The 17,943-nt window shown below is 61.2% G+C and carries 14 protein-coding genes; 8 read left to right on the plus strand and 6 right to left on the minus strand.

Annotated features, from left to right (window positions below; translation table 11 throughout):
- Positions 1-252: 252 nt before the first annotated feature.
- Positions 253-1,566, plus strand: coding sequence for a transposase (locus RMR13_RS14715; RefSeq protein WP_310601381.1), 1,314 nt, complete (start codon positions 253-255; stop codon positions 1,564-1,566).
- Between the two features lie 87 nt (positions 1,567-1,653).
- Positions 1,654-3,291, plus strand: a complete 1,638-nt coding sequence (locus RMR13_RS14720; protein ID WP_310601394.1) for a methyl-accepting chemotaxis protein — start codon at positions 1,654-1,656, stop codon at positions 3,289-3,291.
- Between the two features lie 203 nt (positions 3,292-3,494).
- Here RMR13_RS14720 and RMR13_RS14725 read toward each other — a convergent pair whose 3' ends face one another.
- On the minus strand, positions 3,495-4,346 hold the full coding sequence (locus RMR13_RS14725; protein WP_310601382.1) for a hypothetical protein: 852 nt from the start codon (positions 4,344-4,346) through the stop codon (positions 3,495-3,497).
- A 74-nt stretch (positions 4,347-4,420) separates the two neighbouring features.
- On the minus strand, positions 4,421-4,927 hold the full coding sequence (locus tag RMR13_RS14730) for a C-GCAxxG-C-C family protein (RefSeq protein ID WP_310601383.1): 507 nt from the start codon (positions 4,925-4,927) through the stop codon (positions 4,421-4,423).
- Between the two features lie 142 nt (positions 4,928-5,069).
- On the opposite strand from RMR13_RS14730, the gene RMR13_RS14735 reads away from it, so the two are divergent.
- The 3 genes from RMR13_RS14735 to RMR13_RS14745 all read left to right on the plus strand — a co-directional run bounded on the left by RMR13_RS14735 (position 5,070) and on the right by RMR13_RS14745 (position 7,027).
- A complete protein-coding gene (locus tag RMR13_RS14735; RefSeq protein WP_409070303.1) occupies positions 5,070-5,720 on the plus strand; it encodes a PolC-type DNA polymerase III in 651 nt (216 codons plus the stop codon).
- On the plus strand, positions 5,717-6,034 hold the full coding sequence (locus RMR13_RS14740; RefSeq protein ID WP_310601385.1) for a transcriptional regulator: 318 nt from the start codon (positions 5,717-5,719) through the stop codon (positions 6,032-6,034). The genes RMR13_RS14735 and RMR13_RS14740 overlap by 4 nt, the downstream gene beginning before the upstream one ends.
- 75 nt (positions 6,035-6,109) lie before the next feature.
- Positions 6,110-7,027, plus strand: coding sequence for an AEC family transporter (locus RMR13_RS14745; protein ID WP_310601386.1), 918 nt, complete (start codon positions 6,110-6,112; stop codon positions 7,025-7,027).
- Positions 7,028-7,204: 177 nt separating this feature from the next.
- Here RMR13_RS14745 and RMR13_RS14750 read toward each other — a convergent pair whose 3' ends face one another.
- The 4 genes from RMR13_RS14750 to RMR13_RS14765 are packed head-to-tail and all read right to left on the minus strand — an operon-like array spanning position 7,205 to position 10,678.
- Positions 7,205-7,702, minus strand: coding sequence for a hypothetical protein (locus RMR13_RS14750; RefSeq protein WP_310601387.1), 498 nt, complete (start codon positions 7,700-7,702; stop codon positions 7,205-7,207).
- Positions 7,696-8,193, minus strand: coding sequence for a signal peptidase I (lepB, locus tag RMR13_RS14755; RefSeq protein WP_310601388.1), 498 nt, complete (start codon positions 8,191-8,193; stop codon positions 7,696-7,698). Before lepB ends, RMR13_RS14750 begins: the two co-directional genes overlap by 7 nt.
- The gene (locus RMR13_RS14760; protein ID WP_310601389.1) at positions 8,190-8,783 is read right to left on the minus strand and encodes a 2-oxoacid:acceptor oxidoreductase family protein; all 594 of its coding nucleotides are present in this window, start codon (positions 8,781-8,783) and stop codon (positions 8,190-8,192) included. The genes lepB and RMR13_RS14760 overlap by 4 nt, the downstream gene beginning before the upstream one ends.
- Complete coding sequence (locus tag RMR13_RS14765; protein ID WP_310601390.1) at positions 8,780-10,678, minus strand: thiamine pyrophosphate-dependent enzyme; 1,899 nt, start codon at positions 10,676-10,678, stop codon at positions 8,780-8,782. The genes RMR13_RS14760 and RMR13_RS14765 overlap by 4 nt, the downstream gene beginning before the upstream one ends.
- 283 nt (positions 10,679-10,961) lie before the next feature.
- Between RMR13_RS14765 and RMR13_RS14770 the strand changes: the two genes are divergently transcribed.
- The 3 genes from RMR13_RS14770 to RMR13_RS14780 all read left to right on the plus strand — a co-directional run bounded on the left by RMR13_RS14770 (position 10,962) and on the right by RMR13_RS14780 (position 17,626).
- The gene (locus tag RMR13_RS14770; RefSeq protein WP_310601391.1) at positions 10,962-11,507 is read left to right on the plus strand and encodes a nitroreductase family protein; all 546 of its coding nucleotides are present in this window, start codon (positions 10,962-10,964) and stop codon (positions 11,505-11,507) included.
- A 239-nt stretch (positions 11,508-11,746) separates the two neighbouring features.
- On the plus strand, positions 11,747-13,759 hold the full coding sequence (locus RMR13_RS14775) for a cation:proton antiporter (RefSeq protein ID WP_310601392.1): 2,013 nt from the start codon (positions 11,747-11,749) through the stop codon (positions 13,757-13,759).
- A gap of 210 nt (positions 13,760-13,969) precedes the next feature.
- On the plus strand, positions 13,970-17,626 hold the full coding sequence (locus tag RMR13_RS14780; RefSeq protein WP_310601393.1) for a DUF3683 domain-containing protein: 3,657 nt from the start codon (positions 13,970-13,972) through the stop codon (positions 17,624-17,626).
- Positions 17,627-17,943 lie beyond the last annotated feature (317 nt).

Genomic DNA, 17,943 nt, shown 5'->3' on the forward strand with positions numbered 1-17,943 from the left:
AAAAAACGCCATTGAGCGCAGAATGAGGCACCGCTAAGGCGCAAAACCGATCGAATTGAAAGCCAGAAGAGCATGATCTTTGCGAAAAATTTCCCGGTAAATGCTGATGGAGGGTACTGAGCTAAATTTCAAGATTCCCTAAAGGGAATTAGCAGCCCGTTGAAAAACACAGCGATCAGGTAAAACCTATTGCCCCAATTCCCAGGCGCGGTAATTTGAATTTGCTTATTCACAACAAGAGGTTAATAGCGCATGGCAATTGGTAGACGCAAACCCAAGCAACAGGCGATGTGGGTCAACCAGCATCAGCTTCCCAAGGGCCAAGGGCATCCCTTTTACTCCCGGCTCAACGATCTTCTCGCCAAGGATGGATTCGACTCCTGGACAGAAGAACTTTGCGCCCCGAGCTTTGCCAGCAAGGGAAGGCCCTCCATCCCGCCGGGTGTCTATTTTCGGATGCTGTTCATTGGTTATCTGGAGGGTTTCGCCTCCGACCGGGCTATTGCCTGGAACTGCCAGGACCGGCTCTCACTGCGGGCTTTTTTGGATATTCCCCTCCACGAATCGACACCTGACCATTCCAGCCTCAGCGTCTGGAGACAACGACTGCCCATGGAGGTCTACCGGGCTGCCTTCCAACGCATTTTGGCCATCGTCCACCAGCAGGGGTTGATCTCCGCTTATGCTGCCGGGGTTGACTCGACCACCATCGAGGCCAATGCCTCCCTCAAACGCTTGGCCAGGAAAGATTCCGGCGCCTCCTACCTCGACTACGTCAAAGAACTCATGCGGGAAGCCGGTGAGGAACCCGTTGACACTGCCGCCGTTGTCCGCTTTGACCGCAAACGCAAGGGCAAGAAACTGTCCAATCGGCACTGGCAGTCGACCACCGATCCCGACTCCCGCATCACCAAGATGAAGGATGGTACCACCCATCTCGCCTACAAGTCCGAACACGCGGTCGACCTCTCTTCCGGTGCTCTCTTGGCCGCTGAGATCCATGCCGGTGACTGCGGCGACACCTCAAGCATGGAAGAGACCCTGGATGCCGCTCACGAAAACCTTGCCAGCCTCGGAGACGAGGCCCCGGAAATCCTCTGCGCTGTAGCGGACAAGGGATATCACAAGGCCGAACTGATCAAACGTCTCAACCGTGACCAGGGGATCACGACCTACATCCCGGAGCGTGATCCTTCCCAACGTCGTCGCTGGCATGGCGATAAAGACGCCTGCCGCGAATTCCATGCCAATCGCCGCCGTGCCCGAGGCAATCAGGGAAAACGTCTGAGCCGCCTCAGGTCATGGCTGGTGGAGCGAAGCTTCGCCTTCCTCAAATGCAGCGGCAACCTGGCTTGCATGACGCTTCGCGGCATGGAGAATGTTGCCAAGCGTTACCTGATGCATGCCGCCGGCTACAATCTCAGTTTGGTGATGCGTCATTTGTACCGGTACGGTACCCCCAGAGAGATGTGGCCTGCCTGCTTGCTCATCTGTTTTGGCTCGCAGGGAACCCTACAGTGCTCCTGGGGTCGGATTTCCTCTACAGACAAGGTCACCGCAAGGTGATAGTGTATCCCCAGGCTGGTTTGATTTGTTCGGTTTGGCGTGCCGGTCCGAGATGACAGTTGACAAAATCAGGCCTTTTTCAACGGGCTGTTAGGAAGTTGCACGGGATTTCTCTTGTTTACCATGTTGGTGATCGGCATTCTGGGGTTGCGCAACAGCAACACCATCAACAATATGCTGAACCAATTATACGATGACAACCTGCAAAGCATTCTTCTGGCTGGCAACGCTAATCTAATGTCTGCAAGTCACAACAGAGCGTTGTACAATCTTCTTGTTCAAAAAAATCCTTATGATTTAAAAATAGCGAAGGATCACATAAATAATTTCGAAAAACAGACAGAAAAACATCTGGAGAAATATCAGACAATAGAGATGACAAGCAGTGAAAAAGAAATGATGGTCCGTGTCGAGCAATCATGGGACACATACATAAATATTGCCGACAAGATTGTACACATTTCTGATTCAGGTAACGCCAACGGCGCGTTGCATCTCATGAACAGTGAAGGAGTAAAGGCTTTTCAGGCTTGTGACGATCTTCTTACGGAATTGGTCCAATTCAATGAGGACCAAGGTAAGGAAATGTATGTAAAAAGCGATGAGATTTATTTCAATGGAAGAAATATAATCACCACAGTACTGGTAACGGGTTTACTTCTCGGCTTGACCGGTACCATTTTAATTGTTCGCGGTGTAACCAAGCCGATAGGTCTTGCTTTGGTGCAAATGCAGACAATGGCTCAAGGTGACTTTACAAAGCAACTTGCCATCGATCAGCTGGACGAGATTGGTCAGATGGGCAAAGCGATCAATACCATGGTACGTCAGTTGGGAGGCATGATCCAGGATGTGGTCCAGGGGGTGCAGAAACTGACCAACGAGGCCAACGATCTCTCTGCTGTTTCCCGGCAATTGACGACCGTTGCCCAAGAAACAGCAGACAAATCCGGCTCCGTTGCCTCGTCAACGGAAGAAATAAATGCAACCGTACAATCTGTTTCTTCGGCCATGGAGCAATCGTCAAATAATATCACTATTGTTTCGTCGTCCGTTGAGGAAATGACGGTCACGGTGAATGAAATTGCTCAAAGTGCGGAGAAAGCACGCAATATTTCGGAAAAGGCTGTTGCTCAGTCGCGGGCCACCTCCGAAAAAATGACGACTTTGGGCGCATCGGCCCGCAACATTGGCCGGATCACCGAAGCAATTACTGAAATTTCCGAACAAACCAATCTCCTTGCCCTCAATGCCACCATTGAAGCGGAACGGGCCGGAGAAGCGGGCAAAGGATTTGCCGTGGTGGCCAACGAAATCAAGGAATTGGCCCGCCAAACTGCGGCCGCGACGGTGGATATCAAGAACCAGATTGACGAGATGCAAGACACCACCACCACCACCATCGACGGGATAGAGCAAATTTCTTCAATAATCACTGAAATATATCACGTTATAAACGGGATTGCTTCAGCGGTCGAGGAACAGTCCATCGCATCTCGCGAGATCTCCGACAACCTGTCCCAAGCCGCTCTGGGGGTTGGCGAAGTCAACGAGAACGTCGCCCAGACCGCAACAATTATCACCGGCATCACCCACGATGTCACCGGCATCAATCAGCAATCGTCCGAGGTGGGACAAGGGGCCGAGCAAGTGCAAACAAGTGCCCATAAACTCTCCGAGTTGGCCGGTCAGTTGCGACGGCTGGTCGAAGAATTCAAGGTGTGAGGTTCCGGAGCTGTTGTTTCTTCGGAGATATGACGGTGAGTTGATTGAAGCGTATCCGAGGGTTCCGACTTGATCGTGATCCTTTCTGCGGGCACCTCGGATACGCGGTGCCGTCAAAAGTGCGGCGATTCCATGCAATCAACGAGCAACCACCGATTCCGCGCGCACAAGCGGTTCGCGGAATCGGAGGTCAGAGGAAAAAGTCAGTTTTCGGTCGGGAAGGTGTCTTTGCCGTGCTCCTGCATGGCCAAGACGAATCGGCGCAGCGTGTGCTTTTCGGCCTGCCAGGCCGGGTAGTCGCGCGCCCGCAGCAGGGTGCCGTAGAAGGCCAGGCAGTTGTCCAGCCCCACCACTTCCCGGATCAACTCCGACGGGAACCGTTCATCCAGTTCGGCGGGAAGCGGCTCCTGCTGGTAGAAGGCCAGGCGGCCGAAATACCGCGCCAGTTCCTCGAGCAGGTCCCAATACCCTTCCCGCCAGGCGCTTAACGCTTCAGCCTGCTGAGCCGCAATCAGGGCCGCCCGGAGCCCTTGGTCCGGAAAGGCGATCTGGGAGAAGCGGTAGCAGCCGTCAACGGGGGGCGCCGCGCCGTTGACCTCGTGCCAGGCGGCAAGGGCATGGACGCGGGTGGCGATCTTCATCGCCAAGAAATGAGACCAAAGCAGAAATTCGTAGTAATGGTCGGCAATCGCCTGTTCGGGGTTCAACCGGTACACATTGCCGTGGTCGGCATTGTACCGGCTGAGGTTGCCCAGGTGCACCAGTTCGGTGGCCAGGGCGTGGATACCGGCAAGGCCGTCGCTGCCGTGCCGGTTCAGCAGGATCTTGTGGCCGCCATCCTTGTCGGTGTCGAACACCAGGCGGGCGCCGGCGCTTTCCAGGCCGAGGTGTGGATAGTAACTGGCCAACCGCCGGCATTCGTTCTCGAAATCATCGGTTTTGATCACCGTGGTCCGGCCGGAGACGCGGTCGAGGTCGACCTCCTTGTTGCCGATAAAGGTCAGGGCTCGGTTGATCCGCCTGATCTCGTCCTCGGAAAAATTGCAGAATTCCATGCAGCTCCTCACCCCATAAAAAAGGCAGTCCTGCGACTGCCTTGTCCTTCCGTGCGGCAGCATGCCGCCAACGCTTATTTCCCTTGCTGTTCCGCCTGCTTGGCGGCCATGCGCTCGGCTTCCTGCTCCAGCAGCTCGCCCAGGGCCTTGGCGGTCTCGCCGACCACGGCCAGGCAGTGTTGGCGGCGGCTGTCGGGATTGCCGTAAAAATCCTTGACCTGATCCCGATCCATCCAGTCGACCCGGGCGATCTGGCCGCAATCGATGCCGCCGAACGGCTCGGTCAGTTCCTCGAAGTGCTTCATCACCGCCTTGGTCGCCGCCCACATCCGGGGATTCTCCTTTTCCTCCAGGCTGGAACGGCTGTACAGGACGCCGATGACCGAGGTCGCACCCACCAGGGCGCCGCACACATGGCCGGTACCGCCGATGCCGCCACCGAAAGACCCCAGGGCCTTGATGACCGAAGGCTCGCTGACCCCCAGTTTCTCCAGGCCGATCATGGCCAGCACCTGGCTGCAGTGCATCCGCTGCTTGAACAGCTCTATAGCCTTTTCCCGCATTTCATCCGGCCGCATCATTTCCTCCATGCATTGAATGGGAAGGTGGATTAAAATATTGATTTTCAAATGTACCCGATTCGCCTTTGATACGCACAACGATTTTTCGGCCGCTTTGCGGCGCGGCGCAATCGACCGTATCCACTTTGCCCAACCGCTGCCCATGCTTCAAGCCGCCGTCATTGTCCTTGATTTCGAAACCACCGGCCACTCCCCGGCCTTTGGCGACCGGCCGATCGAGGTGGGCGCGGTCCGGCTTGAAAACGGCATGATGGTCGACCGTTTCCAGGCCTTGATGAACCCCGGCTTCACCATCAGCTGGTTCATCGAATCCCTGACCGGGATCAACAACGAACTGGTGCGGGCCGCGCCGGATTGCGAGGAGGTCATGACCCGGTTTGCCGACTGGATCGGCGATACCCCGCTGGTGGCGCACAATGCCGGATTCGACGGCAAATTTCTCGACGCCGAACTGGCCCGGATCGGCCGGGAACGGACCAATCCCATGGCCTGCACCGTGCTGGCCTCGCGGCGGTTGTTTCCCGAGGCTCCCAACCACAAACTCGCCACCCTGGTCCGCCACCTGGACATCTTCACCACCGGCACCTTTCACCGCGCCCTGGCCGACGCCGAAATGACCGGCCGGCTGTGGCTCGCCATGACCGACCTGCTGCGCGGCCGCTATCAATTGGACGAGGTGCCCTTTGCCCTGATGCAGGCCCTGACCCGGATCGCCCGGACCAAGGTCGACCGTTTCATTCGCGCCTACATCGAGGGCCAGGGGATGGCGCCATCTCCTTCGGCCAAGGCATGAGCCGCCCGCCCGAGACCGACGGCGCCTCCATCCGCCGCCGGATTGTCGAGTTGCTGGAAACCGGGCCCCAGGACGCGCGGACGCTCTCCCAACAGCTCCATCAGTCGGAAAAGGAGATCTACGCCCATCTGGACCATGTCGGTCGGAGCCTCAAGGCCCGGGGCCGGCGGCTGATTATCGAGCCGCCGGTTTGTCTGGGCTGCGGCTTCATCTTCAAGGAACACAACCGACCGCACCCGCCGGGACATTGCCCGCGCTGCCGCAAAACCCGCATCCGACGGTCCTGCTATGCCATCGGCCAATCCACCCCTTAACGCGCCGCGTCCTGCTGCGAGCTCCCAACCCGCAACGGACGGGGGGACCACAACCTCCACCGACGAGATGCCCGCATGATTCTACTCGATGCCCTTTTCCCGGTCCTGGCGCTGATCCTGTTCGGGGCGGCGTTCAAACATTGGCGACTCACCGACGCGGCCTTTCTCCGGGCCTCGGACCGGCTGGTCTATTTCGTGTTCTTTCCCCTGATGCTGTTCTGGAAGATCGGCTCGGCCCCCCTGCATATCGACGACGGCTGGCGCTATTTGGCGGCCTCGACCCTCGCGGTGGTGGCGATCTGCGGGTTCAGCCTGGCCTACATCCGCTGGCGGCCGGTGTCGCCGTTCCAGGCCGGCTCCTTCAACCAGGCCTGCTATCGTTTCAACACCTACATCGGCATGGCGGTGCTGATCAATGCCTTTGGCGAGGCCGGGGTGCAGTTGTACGGCATTCTCATCGGCCTGATCATCCCGATTATCAACGTGCTCTGCGTCTCGGTGCTGATCTGGTACGACACCGGCGGTAACGGCGGCAACCGCTTGACTGCCACGGTCAAGAACCTGCTGGCCAACCCGCTGATCCTGGCCTGCGTTGCCGGCATTGTCTATGCCAAGCTGGTCGGGTCTTTCCCCAAACCTGTGGACAACACCCTCCGGCTGCTTTCGCAGGTCACCCTGCCCCTGGCCCTGTTTTCCATCGGCGGCAGCCTGACCTTCACCAGCCTCCGCACCAACATTGGTTTGGCCCTGGCAGCCGCCGGGTTCAAGCTGGCGCTGTTGCCGCTGGTGGGACTGGTCTGCCTCTGGCTGTTCGGGGTCACCGGCCTGGCCTGGAAAGTGAGCATGCTCTTTTTCGCCCTGCCCACCTCCACCGCCATCTACATTCTCTCTTCCCAGCTCCGCTCCGACACCGAATTGGCCTCGGCGGCGATTGTCATGTCGACCCTGCTCTCCTTCGTCCCCATGGCCCTAGTACTCCTGGCGGCGGTATGAGGTATGAGGCGAGATTGCACGATTTGACAGGTCGCAGAGCGGCGGCAAAGCAGCGTTAACACGGTGATGTGTCGCCACGATTTCATTGCTGTCGTGCGGGATCGTTCGCGATGAGGAATGCGGAACAAGGGGCGGCGCCCCCTGCAATGGAAAAGTCGGCGGTGTTCGGTCCGGTCCCTAACGTTCCAGGACCTCGATGACGGTCACGGCGGTAAACAGCCACTTGCCGTCGATCTTAGCCATCTCGGCCTTGAACTCCTGCGCGTCGGCGATGGAATCGCCCGTGGCCTTGCCGCGCAGGCGGATCGTGCCGCGCACCGCGGCGGTTTTGTTCTCGATGCGTTCGATAACGGTGTCGTGCAGGGTTACCGCCACCTGGGCAAACGAGGCCCGCACCAGCACGATGCGTTCCTGGATCTGCTTGCGGGTATAGGTGCCCTCGTGCCGCGCCGCCTCCACCGTCAACCGGCAGGGATCGCCGAACAGGGCGGCAAGCTGGGTGGCCTTGACCAATCCCTCCACCGGCGGCTCGTTTTCGACCTTGGAAGCCGCCTCTTCGATCACGGCCAGCTGTTTGCGAATCGCGCGTTCATCGCCCGCCCACCACCACCAGGCCGCAACGCCCGCGACCAGGGCGATCGCCACCGCGACCAATATCGTTTTACCGTTCACCACAACACGCCTCCCACAATCCGCGCCTGTTCCACCTGCCCCATGCTCTGGCGGTCCAGGGGAACGATGCGGTTATCGCCCACCACGTAGACCTTGCCCGGCTCCACCCGGCGCGGCGCCAGGTTCCAATCCGAAGGCGAGCGCAGGTGCGGCTCCTTGACCCAGGTATCGTTGACGAACAAGGCGCCGTTGCGGAATTCGACCGTGTCCCCGGCCAGGCCGACGATCCGTTTGAGCAGCATGATCCGTTGGCCGGCAAAACGGATCGCCACCACATCGCCCCGCTCGGGTTCGGCAAACAGGTAGCGGCCCCGCCAGCAGAAGTTGAAACCGCCGTCCCGGTAGGTCGGCTCCATGCTTTTCCCCTGGATGCGGAAGGGAATCAGCACCTGAGTGAACACCACTGCCGCCACCGCGACCACCAGCACAAGCCGCAAGGCGAACGAGCGATTCAGGTCGGGGTAGAGAAAGCGCCGCCACCGGGATGGCTTCATGGGGCTTGCCGGGCGGTGGCGGCAATCGACCGGAACAGGCCCACGTTGGCCGCCAGGACGGGCCCTTCGAGTAGATCGTCCATGGCCCGGAGCGAGTGTTCGGCCGTCACCTCGCCCACCAGGCCGAGCAGATGGAGATGACCGAGCACCACGATATTCTGCATGCGGGGATCGGCCAGGTTGGGGCAAGTCATCCGGTGTACGGCAATGCCGCGCGAAGCGCAGGCCCGGTCCACGTCGGCGTTGGTGATCTCGGCCTCGGTCCCGAGGCGGACCCCCAGCGGTTGCAGCACCGTGTCGAAATAGACCAGGGCGCCGCCATCCCGCAGCATGGCCTGGGCGCCGCGCAGGGCCTCGTGCCGTTCCAGCCCGACCACCAGATCGGCGCCGTAGGCGGGAATGAGCGGGGTATGCACGGTCTCGCCCAACCGGATGTGGGAAACCACCACCCCGCCGCGTTGGGCCAGGCCATGGGTGTCCACGGCCTTGGCGACATAGCCGGCATAATCGGCCGCCCGCAGCAGGATTTCGCTGAGCAGGCCGATCCCCTGGCCGCCGACGCCGCACAGATAGATGGCAAAGGGGTTCATGGCGTTCCTCCTTCCTGGCCGTCGCGGGCGATCGCCCCGGTCGGGCAGGTTTGGATGCAGGAGCCGTCGCCGATGCACAGCTCGGGATTGACGCTCACCGAACCGTCGGCGGCCCGCGAGAAGCTGGGGCAGGCAAAGGTTTGGACGCAGGTGTGAATCCGGGCGCAGGTCGCCTGGTCGATATGGACATGGCGGGCTTGGTACCCGCTTTTTCTCCGCTGGTTGCGGGTAAACAGCAGCATGCAGGGATGGCGGGCAATGACCACGCTGAAGCCCTCTTGCGCCAATGCCTGGCGCATCAGTTCGGTCAGTTCCTTTTGCCGGTAGGTGTCGACCTCGAAAATGTTCCGCACCCCCAAACCCTCCAGCACCCGCCGGACCGGAATGGCATCGACCGGGCCGTTGGCGTTGCGGCCCGAGGCGGCGTGTTCCTGATGGCCGGTCATGGCGGTGGTGCCGTTTTCCATCAGCACCAGGGTCAGGTTGTGCCGGTTGAACAGGGCGTTAACGATACCGGGAAGGCCGGCGTGAAAAAAAGTGGAATCGCCGAGAAAGGCCACCACCGGCCGGCTGCGATTGAACAGGGCCAGGCCGGAGCCGATGCCGGTGGAGGCGCCCATGCAGAGCAGGACCTCGCCCATCCGGTAAGGTTCTTGGAAGCCCAGAGTGTGGCAGCCGATGTCGGCCACGGTGATGGCGCCGTCCGCGGGCAGGGCCTGCTTGATGGCGTGAAAGGCGCTGCGGTGGCCGCAGCCCGGACACATCTGGGCCGGCCGGAGCGGGACCGGCATGGCCGTGGCCGCAACCCGGGGGGCAGGCACCAGATCGGGCCAGGTCCGATGCAGGATGGCGCGAACCTTGTCCGGGGTGTATTCCCCCACCCAATCGTCCAGCTCGCCCTTGCCGACAATGCGGGTGGCCAGTCCCTGGTCGTAGGCCAGGGCCTTGATTTCCTTTTCCAGGTTGTCGTCGAGTTCCTCCAGGATCTTGACCTCGCGACGGGCGGCAAGAAATTCGGCAATCGCCCGCACCGGTAGCGGATAGGGCATGGCCAGCTTGAGGATGGCCGGTTTTTCGAGCGTCTCGGGCACCTCGGCCAGTACTTCCTGGGCCGACAGGGCCACCATCCCCGAGGTGATGAGGCCGCGCTCGCCCCCGTTGCCGATCACCCGGTGCAGCCCCCGCTCGTCCACCCATCGCTCGACCCGGCCCAAGGCTGCCAGGGCCTCGCGTTTGGGAGCAAAAACCCTGGCGGTGATGGGAATATAGGAGCCGAGCCCCGGATCGAACCGTGGCCGGTCGTCGTATGCAGCGGGCGGATTCCAGCCCCTGAACGCGACCCGCTCCTTGGCGTGGCACACATGGGTGGTCAGGCGAAGGATGATCGCCTTGGCAGTGGTTCGCGCCAGATTTGCCGCCTCCAGATAATACTCGTACACCTCGGTGGGGTTGGCCGGCTCCAGCACCGGGGTATAGCTCATTCGGGCGTAATGGCGGTTGTCCTGCTCGTTTTGCGAGGAGTTGGCGCCCGGATCGTCGCCCAGCACGACCACCAGGCCGCCGAGACAGTGCATCAGGCTGAACTGGACAAAGGTGTCCGCCGCCACGTTGAGTCCGACGCTCTTGAAAAAAACCGTGGCCAGGTGGCCGTTGATCGAGGCGCCGAAGGCCACCTCGGCCGCCACTTTTTCGTTGGTGGAAAATTCGAAGTAAAAAGGCCGCCTGTCCGCCGGAATCGACTGGATGGCAATGGCGATTTCCGGCGTGGGCGAGCCGGGATAGGAGGTCACCACCCTGGTACCCGCCTCGACCATGGCCCGAACCAAGGCGGTGTTGCCCATGACGATTTCGGAAAAAGGCGTAGTGGTCAGCAGCATGCCGCCCATGTTCTTCATCGGTTTTCTCCTCCGGTTTGACGAGCGTGCAGCGGGGACGCGACCGGCCTGAAACCCGTCGCGCGTTTTTTGCCCCATGGCAGCAGGAATGTAGCACAAATTCCCAGGAAAACATCGAAAAAATCATCCTCGCCAGCTACGGAAAAAAAGGCCGATGCGCAGCGCCCTCTGGCGTTTCTTGGCATTCCCGAGGTTTTGTTTCCTCGTGTATTCTGGTAGGATGATCGATTTGGCACCCCTGCCCGTTTTGCCCCTATCCGCCCCATTCACTTGAGGAATCCCCATGCTGTTTGCCGAACTGATCAAGCACCGACAAAGCGTCCGCGCCTATGCCGACCGCCCGGTCGAACGGGAAAAACTGGAGCAACTAATCGAGGCGGTCCGCCTGGCGCCGTCGGCCTCCAACTCGCAACCCTGGCGGCTGATCATGGTCACCGACCCGGCCCTGAAGGACCAGGTGGCGCGGGCCACCTACAGCGCCCTGGTCTCGTTCAACAAGTTCGTGCCCCAGGCCCCGGCACTGGCGGTGTTGGTCATCGAACGGCCCAGGGCGGTCACCCAGATCGGCGCCTGGTTGAAAAACCGGGACTTTCCCCTGATCGACATCGGTATCGCCGCCAGCCACTTCTGCCTGCAGGCCGCCGAACTGGGATTGGGCACCTGCATGCTCGGCTGGTTCGACGAAACCGCGATCAAGCGGCTGTTGCACATTCCGGCTGCCAAACGGATCGGGCTGTTGATCAGCGTGGGCTATGCCGCGCCGGACGATCCTCTCAGACCCAAGCACAGAAAATCCGCCGAGGCCATGAGCAGCCGCGACCGCTACTGAAGGCTCGCCGCCGCACGTTGTTGCAGGGGCAGGCCTCGACCCATCCGTTAGGTTCCAGGTATTTTTCCTGACGAAATTTTTCCGGAACATCCTCCAGGTACGCTTTGATTTCGGCCCCGGGTTGGGAATCTTCTTTCGGCAGTTGCCCGGCCTCTGGTATATTCCCCGGCACAATGATGCCCGCCCGCCAAAGGCAGCCGCATCTCTTCTCTGCATATTTTCTTTCTGGATCTGGCTTCATGGGCATTGCCACCGATATCATTCTTGTAGTCCTTGCCGCTTTTTTCTGCGGCCTTCTCATGCAGCGGCTGCGCCAGCCGCTTGTCCTTGGCTACATCCTGGCCGGGGTGATTCTCGGGCCGCACACCGGCGGCTTCACCATCAATGAAATCCACGACATCGAACTGCTGGCCGAAATCGGCGTGGGCCTTCTGCTGTTTGCCCTGGGACTGGAATTTTCGCACAACGACCTGAAACCGGTCAAATGGGTCGCTCTGATCGGCACCGCGCTTCAACTGGCGCTCACCATCGCGCTCGGCATCGGCATCGGCCGGCTGATGGGTTGGGACCTCAAGACCTGCCTCTGGTTCGGCGCCCTCATTTCCTTGTCCTCCACCATGGTGCTGCTCAAAACCCTGATGAACCAGGGCTGGCTCGGCACCCTGTCGAGCAAGGTGATGATCGGCATGCTGATCGTCCAGGATCTGGCGGTGGTGCCGATGATGATCATCCTGCCGCTGATGAACGACCCGGCCGCCGGCATGACCTCGCTCGGCCAGGCCGCAATCAAGGCCGCCCTGTTTCTGACCTGCATGTTCGTGCTCGGCATCAAGCTGCTGCCGTGGCTGATGCGGCAGATCGCCAAGCTCGGCTCCCGCGAGTTGTTTCTTCTGGCCATCATCGCCATCGGCCTGGGCATCGGCTACGCCACCTACCTGGTCGGCCTGTCCTTTGCCCTGGGCGCCTTCATCGCCGGCATGGTGCTCAACGAATCCGACTACGGCCACCAGGCCTTGAGCGACATTATTCCCCTGCGCGATGTGTTCGGCCTGCTGTTCTTCGCCTCGGTGGGCATGCTGCTCGACCCCGGTTTTCTCTTCCACCACTTCGGCACCATCCTGCTCCTGGTGGTGTTGGTCAGCCTGGGCAAGGGATGCATTTTCGCCTCGATCGCCTGGCTGTTCCGCTACGGCAACGTCATTCCCCTGGCCGTGGGCCTGGGCCTGTTCCAGGTGGGCGAATTCTCCTTTGTCCTTGCCCGGATCGGCCTGTCGACCGGCTCCATCGGCATGGATCTATACAATATGGTCCTCACCACCGCCGTGGTCACCATGATCCTGACCCCCTTGGTTTCGGGCCAGACCTCTCGGCTGTACGCGTTCAAAAAGAAATGGTTCCAGAAAGAGGCCTTGGAATCGATCAACTTTCCCGACGAGGGCTTCGAGCACCATGTGGTGATTGCCGGCGGCGGCCGGGTGGGCTTGCAGATCGCGACCACCTTGCACCGGCTGGGCATCCCCTTCGTGATCATCGAACTCGATCAGCGCCGGATCGAACAGGCCAAGCTGGCCGGCTACGCGGTGGTCTATGGCGACGCCAGCCACGAGATCGTGCTCAACGCCGCCGCCATCGCCACCGCCTCGCTGCTGGTGGTGACCATTCCCGGCATGGTCGAATCGCAGGCCATTGTCGGCCATGCCCGCAAACTCAACAGCACCCTGCCGATGGTGGCCCGGCTTTCCGACCCGGATTTCCTCGATGTTTTCAACGAACTGGCGGTGACCGACCTGGTCTATCCCGAACTCGAGGCCGGGCTGGAAATGACCCGCCAAGCCCTGCTGGTCCTCAATGTGCCGGTGACCGAAATCCATCGCCAGACCGAAAGCCTGCGCCGGGAATACTATTCCAGCCGGATCGACCAGGAAAGCTCCTACCAGACCCTGGCCCAGTTTCGCGGGGCCGAGCAGCAGTTCGACCTGGAATGGCTGGCGCTGCCGTCGGACAGCTGCCTGCTCGACCGGACCATCGGCGAATCCGAGATTCGCAAGAGGACCGGGGCCTCGGTGGTCGGCGTGCTCCGTGGCGGCCGACTGGAGCCCAATCCGGGGCCGCAGTACCGTTTCCAGGAGAAGGACCAGGTGGCGCTGATCGGTTCCGGCAAGGCTCGGGATGCCTTCCGCACCCGCTTTATCTTCCCCGAACCGGCCCCGGAAGAAGAGCAGGCCGGCCAGGTGGCGCTCGATTCCGCGTAAGGCGCGCGGCCGGCCGCGCCGGCATGACGCGAAGTATTTGCAGGGCTGCCTGCGGTGTGGTAGTTAAGGAACCTTGGCCCGCATCCAGGTGCAAGCCCTCTTTGGCTTATTTCCCGGTGTTTTTCGTTTTTTTCAGCTCATGACCCAAGGCGCTTTCCGGCATTGCGCCGCTTCCCACGCCTCAATATCGGCCCTCAGCAGGCAACCCGCATGGACTCCATCAATTACCGCGAAATCCCGTATAATTTCACCTCGGCCGACGACCGGCTGATCATCAACCACCTCTTCGGCTCCGCCGTTTGGGACGATCTGGAGGAACTCCGCAGCCAGCGCGCCACCGGCCGTTCCGCCCGGCTGGTCATGCGCTGCATCGGCGACCTGTTCATCCTCCAGCGCAACCCCTTTCTCTTTCAGGAATTGATCGATTCACCCCATCGGCGCCGGTCGTTCTTCCGCACCATGAAGCAGGATCTCGACCTGATCGAGGAGACGGCCAGAAAGGTCAAGGTGGACCCGCGGCGGACCGACAAGGTGGTCAACCTGGTGCGTCTCTGCCGCGAACGGATGCGCGGGGTGCACCGGGAAATCGGCAGCGCGCCCCGGACCAGGAACGCGATCCGCAAGCGGCTGGGGGCGATTATCGGCCCGGACAACGTCTGTTTCGATCCCTTCAGCCTGATCAGCCATGCCACCGACGCCACCGACTGGCGCCTGCATCTGCCGGTGGCGGTGGTCCGGCCCGACCGGGAGGATCAGCTCCCCGCCCTGCTGGCCGCCATCGCCGACCAAGGCTTGCACGCGATCCCCCGTGGCGGCGGCACCGGCCTGACCGGCGGCGCGGTGCCGGTCCGCGCCAATTGCGTCATGATCAACACCGAAAAGCTCAACCGCATCCATGGCATCGAGCACCGTTCCCTGCCCCGGGAAGACGGCACCACCGATCACATGCCAGTGCTCCGGCTCGAATCCGGGGTCATCACCCAGGACGCGATGCACTACGCCGAGCAGCGCGGGCTGGTGTTCGCCACCGATCCCACCAGTGCCTGGGCTTCGACCATCGGCGGCAACATTTCCGAGAATGCCGGCGGCAAGACCGCGGTTTTGTGGGGCACGGCCATCGACAACATCGTGGCCTACACCATTGCCATGCCCGGCACCGGTTTGCTGACCGTGCGGCGGGCGCGGCATCCCATGCGCAAGATCATGCCGGACGACCAAGTGGTGTTCGAGGTGTTCGACGGCCAGGGCGCGCCGGTGCGGACCGTGGAGCTGCGCGGCGACGAAATCCGCAAGAAGGGGCTGTGGAAGGACATCACCAACAAGGCCCTGGGCGGGTTGCCCGGCGTGCAAAAGGAGGGCACCGACGGGGTGATCACCTCCGCCGAATTCATTCTCTATCCCGCCTATGCCAAGAAGCTGACCTTCTGTCTCGAATTTTTCGGGCCGGACATGGACGAGGCCAGCCGGGTGATCGTCGAGATCTCGGAACAGTTCGTCAACCGGGGCGAGGAAGCCCTGATGGCGCTTGAGCATTTCGACGAGGAATACATCCGGGCGATCAACTACAAATTCAAGGCAGCGCGCAGCGAGGCGCCCAAGGCGGTGCTGCTGATCGACATGGTCGGCCACACCACCGAGCAGATCCTGCGGGGCAAGGCCGCCCTGCTCAAACTTTTGGAGCGCTACGCCAACACCGAGACCTTCGTGGCCAGCGACGCCGACGAGGCCAGCCGCTTCTGGCGCGACCGCAAGCGGCTGGGCGCCATTGCCGCCCGCACCAATGCCTTCAAGCTCAACGAAGACATCGTGCTGCCACTGCCCACCCTGGCCGAATTCGCCCGCTTCGTCGATGCCGTCAATCTCGAGGAGGACCGCTACAACCAGCAAAACGCGGTGCACGAAATCCTGGCCTACCTGCAGATCGCCGAACCGGTCGAGGACCCCGACTGGCTGGAGGCCAAAATCCCCAAGGCGGCGGAATTGTGCGCCGCGGCCCTGATCGGCTTGGGCAAGGACGGGATCGGAGCGGTTCGCGCCGAACTCCACTTAAAAAGGCTGATCGACGACCTGCTGCAGCTCTTTCGCGGCTATCCCCAGATCAGCGCCCAGATCGGCCGCATCGCCGAGGCGGGCCGGCAACGGCGAATCGTCATCGCCACCCACATGCACGCCGGCGACGGCAATGTCCACGTCAACATCCCGGTCTTCTCCAACGACCGGGCCATGATGCAACGGGCGGCCGAAACCGCCGAGGCGGTCATGGCCAAGGCCGTGGCCCTGAGCGGCGTGGTCAGCGGCGAACATGGCATCGGCATCACCAAGATGAAGTTCCTCGACCGCCACCTGGTCGAGCGGCTGACCGCTTATCGCGGCCAGGTGGACCCGTCCGGGGTGATGAACCCCGGCAAGCTCGACGATGCCGATATCATCGACAAGGTCTTCACCCCGTCCTTCAACCTGCTGGAGCTGGAAGCCCGCATCCTCCAGCACGGTTCGCTCGAAACCCTGGCGGCCAGGATTTCGAAATGCATCCGCTGCGGCAAATGCAAGGCCGACTGCTGCGTTTTCTATCCGGGCAGCACCCTGTTCTTCCATCCCCGCAACAAGAACCTGGCCATCGGCTCGCTGATCGAGGCCCTGCTCTACGACATGCAGCGCTCGCATTTCCCGCGCTTTGACCAGTTGAAGAACCTGGAGCAGATCGCCGACCACTGCACCCTGTGCGGCAAGTGCCTCAAGCCGTGCCCGGTGGACATCGACACCGCCCAGGTGTCCATTCTCGAACGCGGAATTCTCAGCGAGCGCGGCTACAAGCACACCCCCCTGCCCACCCGGATGTCGCTCCACTATCTCAAGACCCGGAACCGGGTCTACAACCTCATCTTCCGCAAGATCGTGGTCGAATGGGGTGCCAGGATGCAGCGGTTCGGGGTCGAGATGCTGCAACGGGCGCCCGCCGGGATGGCCTCGCGGCCGTGGCGGCTGGTCAGCCTGCTCAAGGCCCCTATGATGCCGCCCTCGAAAAAAACGCTGCGCGGCATTCTGCCGGCAACATCGCTCAACCAGGCGCTGTTGCTCACCCCGAAAGGCGAAATCCGCAAGACGGTTTTTTATTTTCCCGGCTGCGGTTCGGAACGGTTGTACGGCATCATCGCCGAAGCCGCCATCTACAGCCTGCTCGCCACCGGGGTGCGGGTGGTGCTGCCGCCGGCTTACCTGTGCTGCGGCTTTCCGGCCAGGGCCAATGCCAAGGCCAGGATGCACAGCGACGTGACCTTGCGCGACACCATCGTGCTCAGCCAGATCCGGGAAATGCTCGGCTATATCAGCTTCGACGGAGTGATCGTCAGTTGCGGCACCTGCCGCGAGGCCTTGCGGGAGTTGGGCGCCGAAGCGATTTTCGGCAGCGGCCTGGTCGATGTCGCCTACTTCGTGCTTGAATTGGAGCCGGAGCGGTTCCCGGCCACGGGCACGGCCCCGATCCTCTATCATGCCCCCTGTCACGATTCCCTCCAGGGCGAGGGAGAATTGATGCTGCGGCGGCTCGGGGCCGAGGCCGTCGCCGTACCGGGTTGTTGTTCCGAGGCAGGCACCCTGGCCCTGTCCCGGCCGGATATCGCCGGAGCCATGCTGAAGCGCAAGCGCGACCATCTCCGGACCGCAATCGCCGACACCACAGCCGACAAGCCGGCCCGGCGCATCGTTGCCACCAACTGCCCCTCGTGCATTTCCGGCCTGGGCCGCAACCGCGATCTCGGCATCGAACCCAGACATCTGGCCGTGCTGCTGGCCGAGGCGCTCGGCGGGGTTACCTGGCGGCAGGAGTTGATCGCCCTGGCCAAGGGGGCCGAGGTGATCACTTTTTAAGTATCCTACACATGAGGGTATTTTGACTGGTTCAGAGGGAAGGATTTACCTGCTCATCGCGTCGACACGATGTCAACAACATGCAACGCGCCATCGTGTGCATGTGCTGCCTGCCGCCTCTGCCAGATGTCATTGAGGCTGACGGTCCCAATGACACCTCTGCGCAGAATACTTATGGGAATCTTGAAATTTAGCTCAGTACCCTCCATCAGCATTTACCGGGAAATTTTTCGCAAAGATCATGCTCTTCTGGCTTTCAATTCGATCGGTTTTGCGCCTTAGCGGTGCCTCATTCTGCGCTCAATGGCGTTTTTTTG

It is taken from the genome of Desulfobulbus sp. (genome assembly GCF_031547805.1).
Lineage (GTDB): Bacteria > Desulfobacterota > Desulfobulbia > Desulfobulbales > Desulfobulbaceae > Desulfobulbus.

Coding starts and splice junctions, on each gene's coding strand:
- RMR13_RS14715 (WP_310601381.1), top strand. CDS start 253: ATGGCAATTGGTAGACGCAAACCCAAGCAACAGGCGATGTGGGTCAAC.
- RMR13_RS14725 (WP_310601382.1), bottom strand. CDS start 4,346: ATGGAATTCTGCAATTTTTCCGAGGACGAGATCAGGCGGATCAACCGA.
- RMR13_RS14730 (WP_310601383.1), bottom strand. CDS start 4,927: ATGATGCGGCCGGATGAAATGCGGGAAAAGGCTATAGAGCTGTTCAAG.
- RMR13_RS14735 (WP_409070303.1), top strand. CDS start 5,070: ATGCTTCAAGCCGCCGTCATTGTCCTTGATTTCGAAACCACCGGCCAC.
- RMR13_RS14740 (WP_310601385.1), top strand. CDS start 5,717: ATGAGCCGCCCGCCCGAGACCGACGGCGCCTCCATCCGCCGCCGGATT.
- RMR13_RS14745 (WP_310601386.1), top strand. CDS start 6,110: ATGATTCTACTCGATGCCCTTTTCCCGGTCCTGGCGCTGATCCTGTTC.
- lepB (WP_310601388.1), bottom strand. CDS start 8,193: ATGAAGCCATCCCGGTGGCGGCGCTTTCTCTACCCCGACCTGAATCGC.
- RMR13_RS14760 (WP_310601389.1), bottom strand. CDS start 8,783: ATGAACCCCTTTGCCATCTATCTGTGCGGCGTCGGCGGCCAGGGGATC.
- RMR13_RS14765 (WP_310601390.1), bottom strand. CDS start 10,678: ATGAAGAACATGGGCGGCATGCTGCTGACCACTACGCCTTTTTCCGAA.
- RMR13_RS14770 (WP_310601391.1), top strand. CDS start 10,962: ATGCTGTTTGCCGAACTGATCAAGCACCGACAAAGCGTCCGCGCCTAT.
- RMR13_RS14775 (WP_310601392.1), top strand. CDS start 11,747: ATGGGCATTGCCACCGATATCATTCTTGTAGTCCTTGCCGCTTTTTTC.
- RMR13_RS14780 (WP_310601393.1), top strand. CDS start 13,970: ATGGACTCCATCAATTACCGCGAAATCCCGTATAATTTCACCTCGGCC.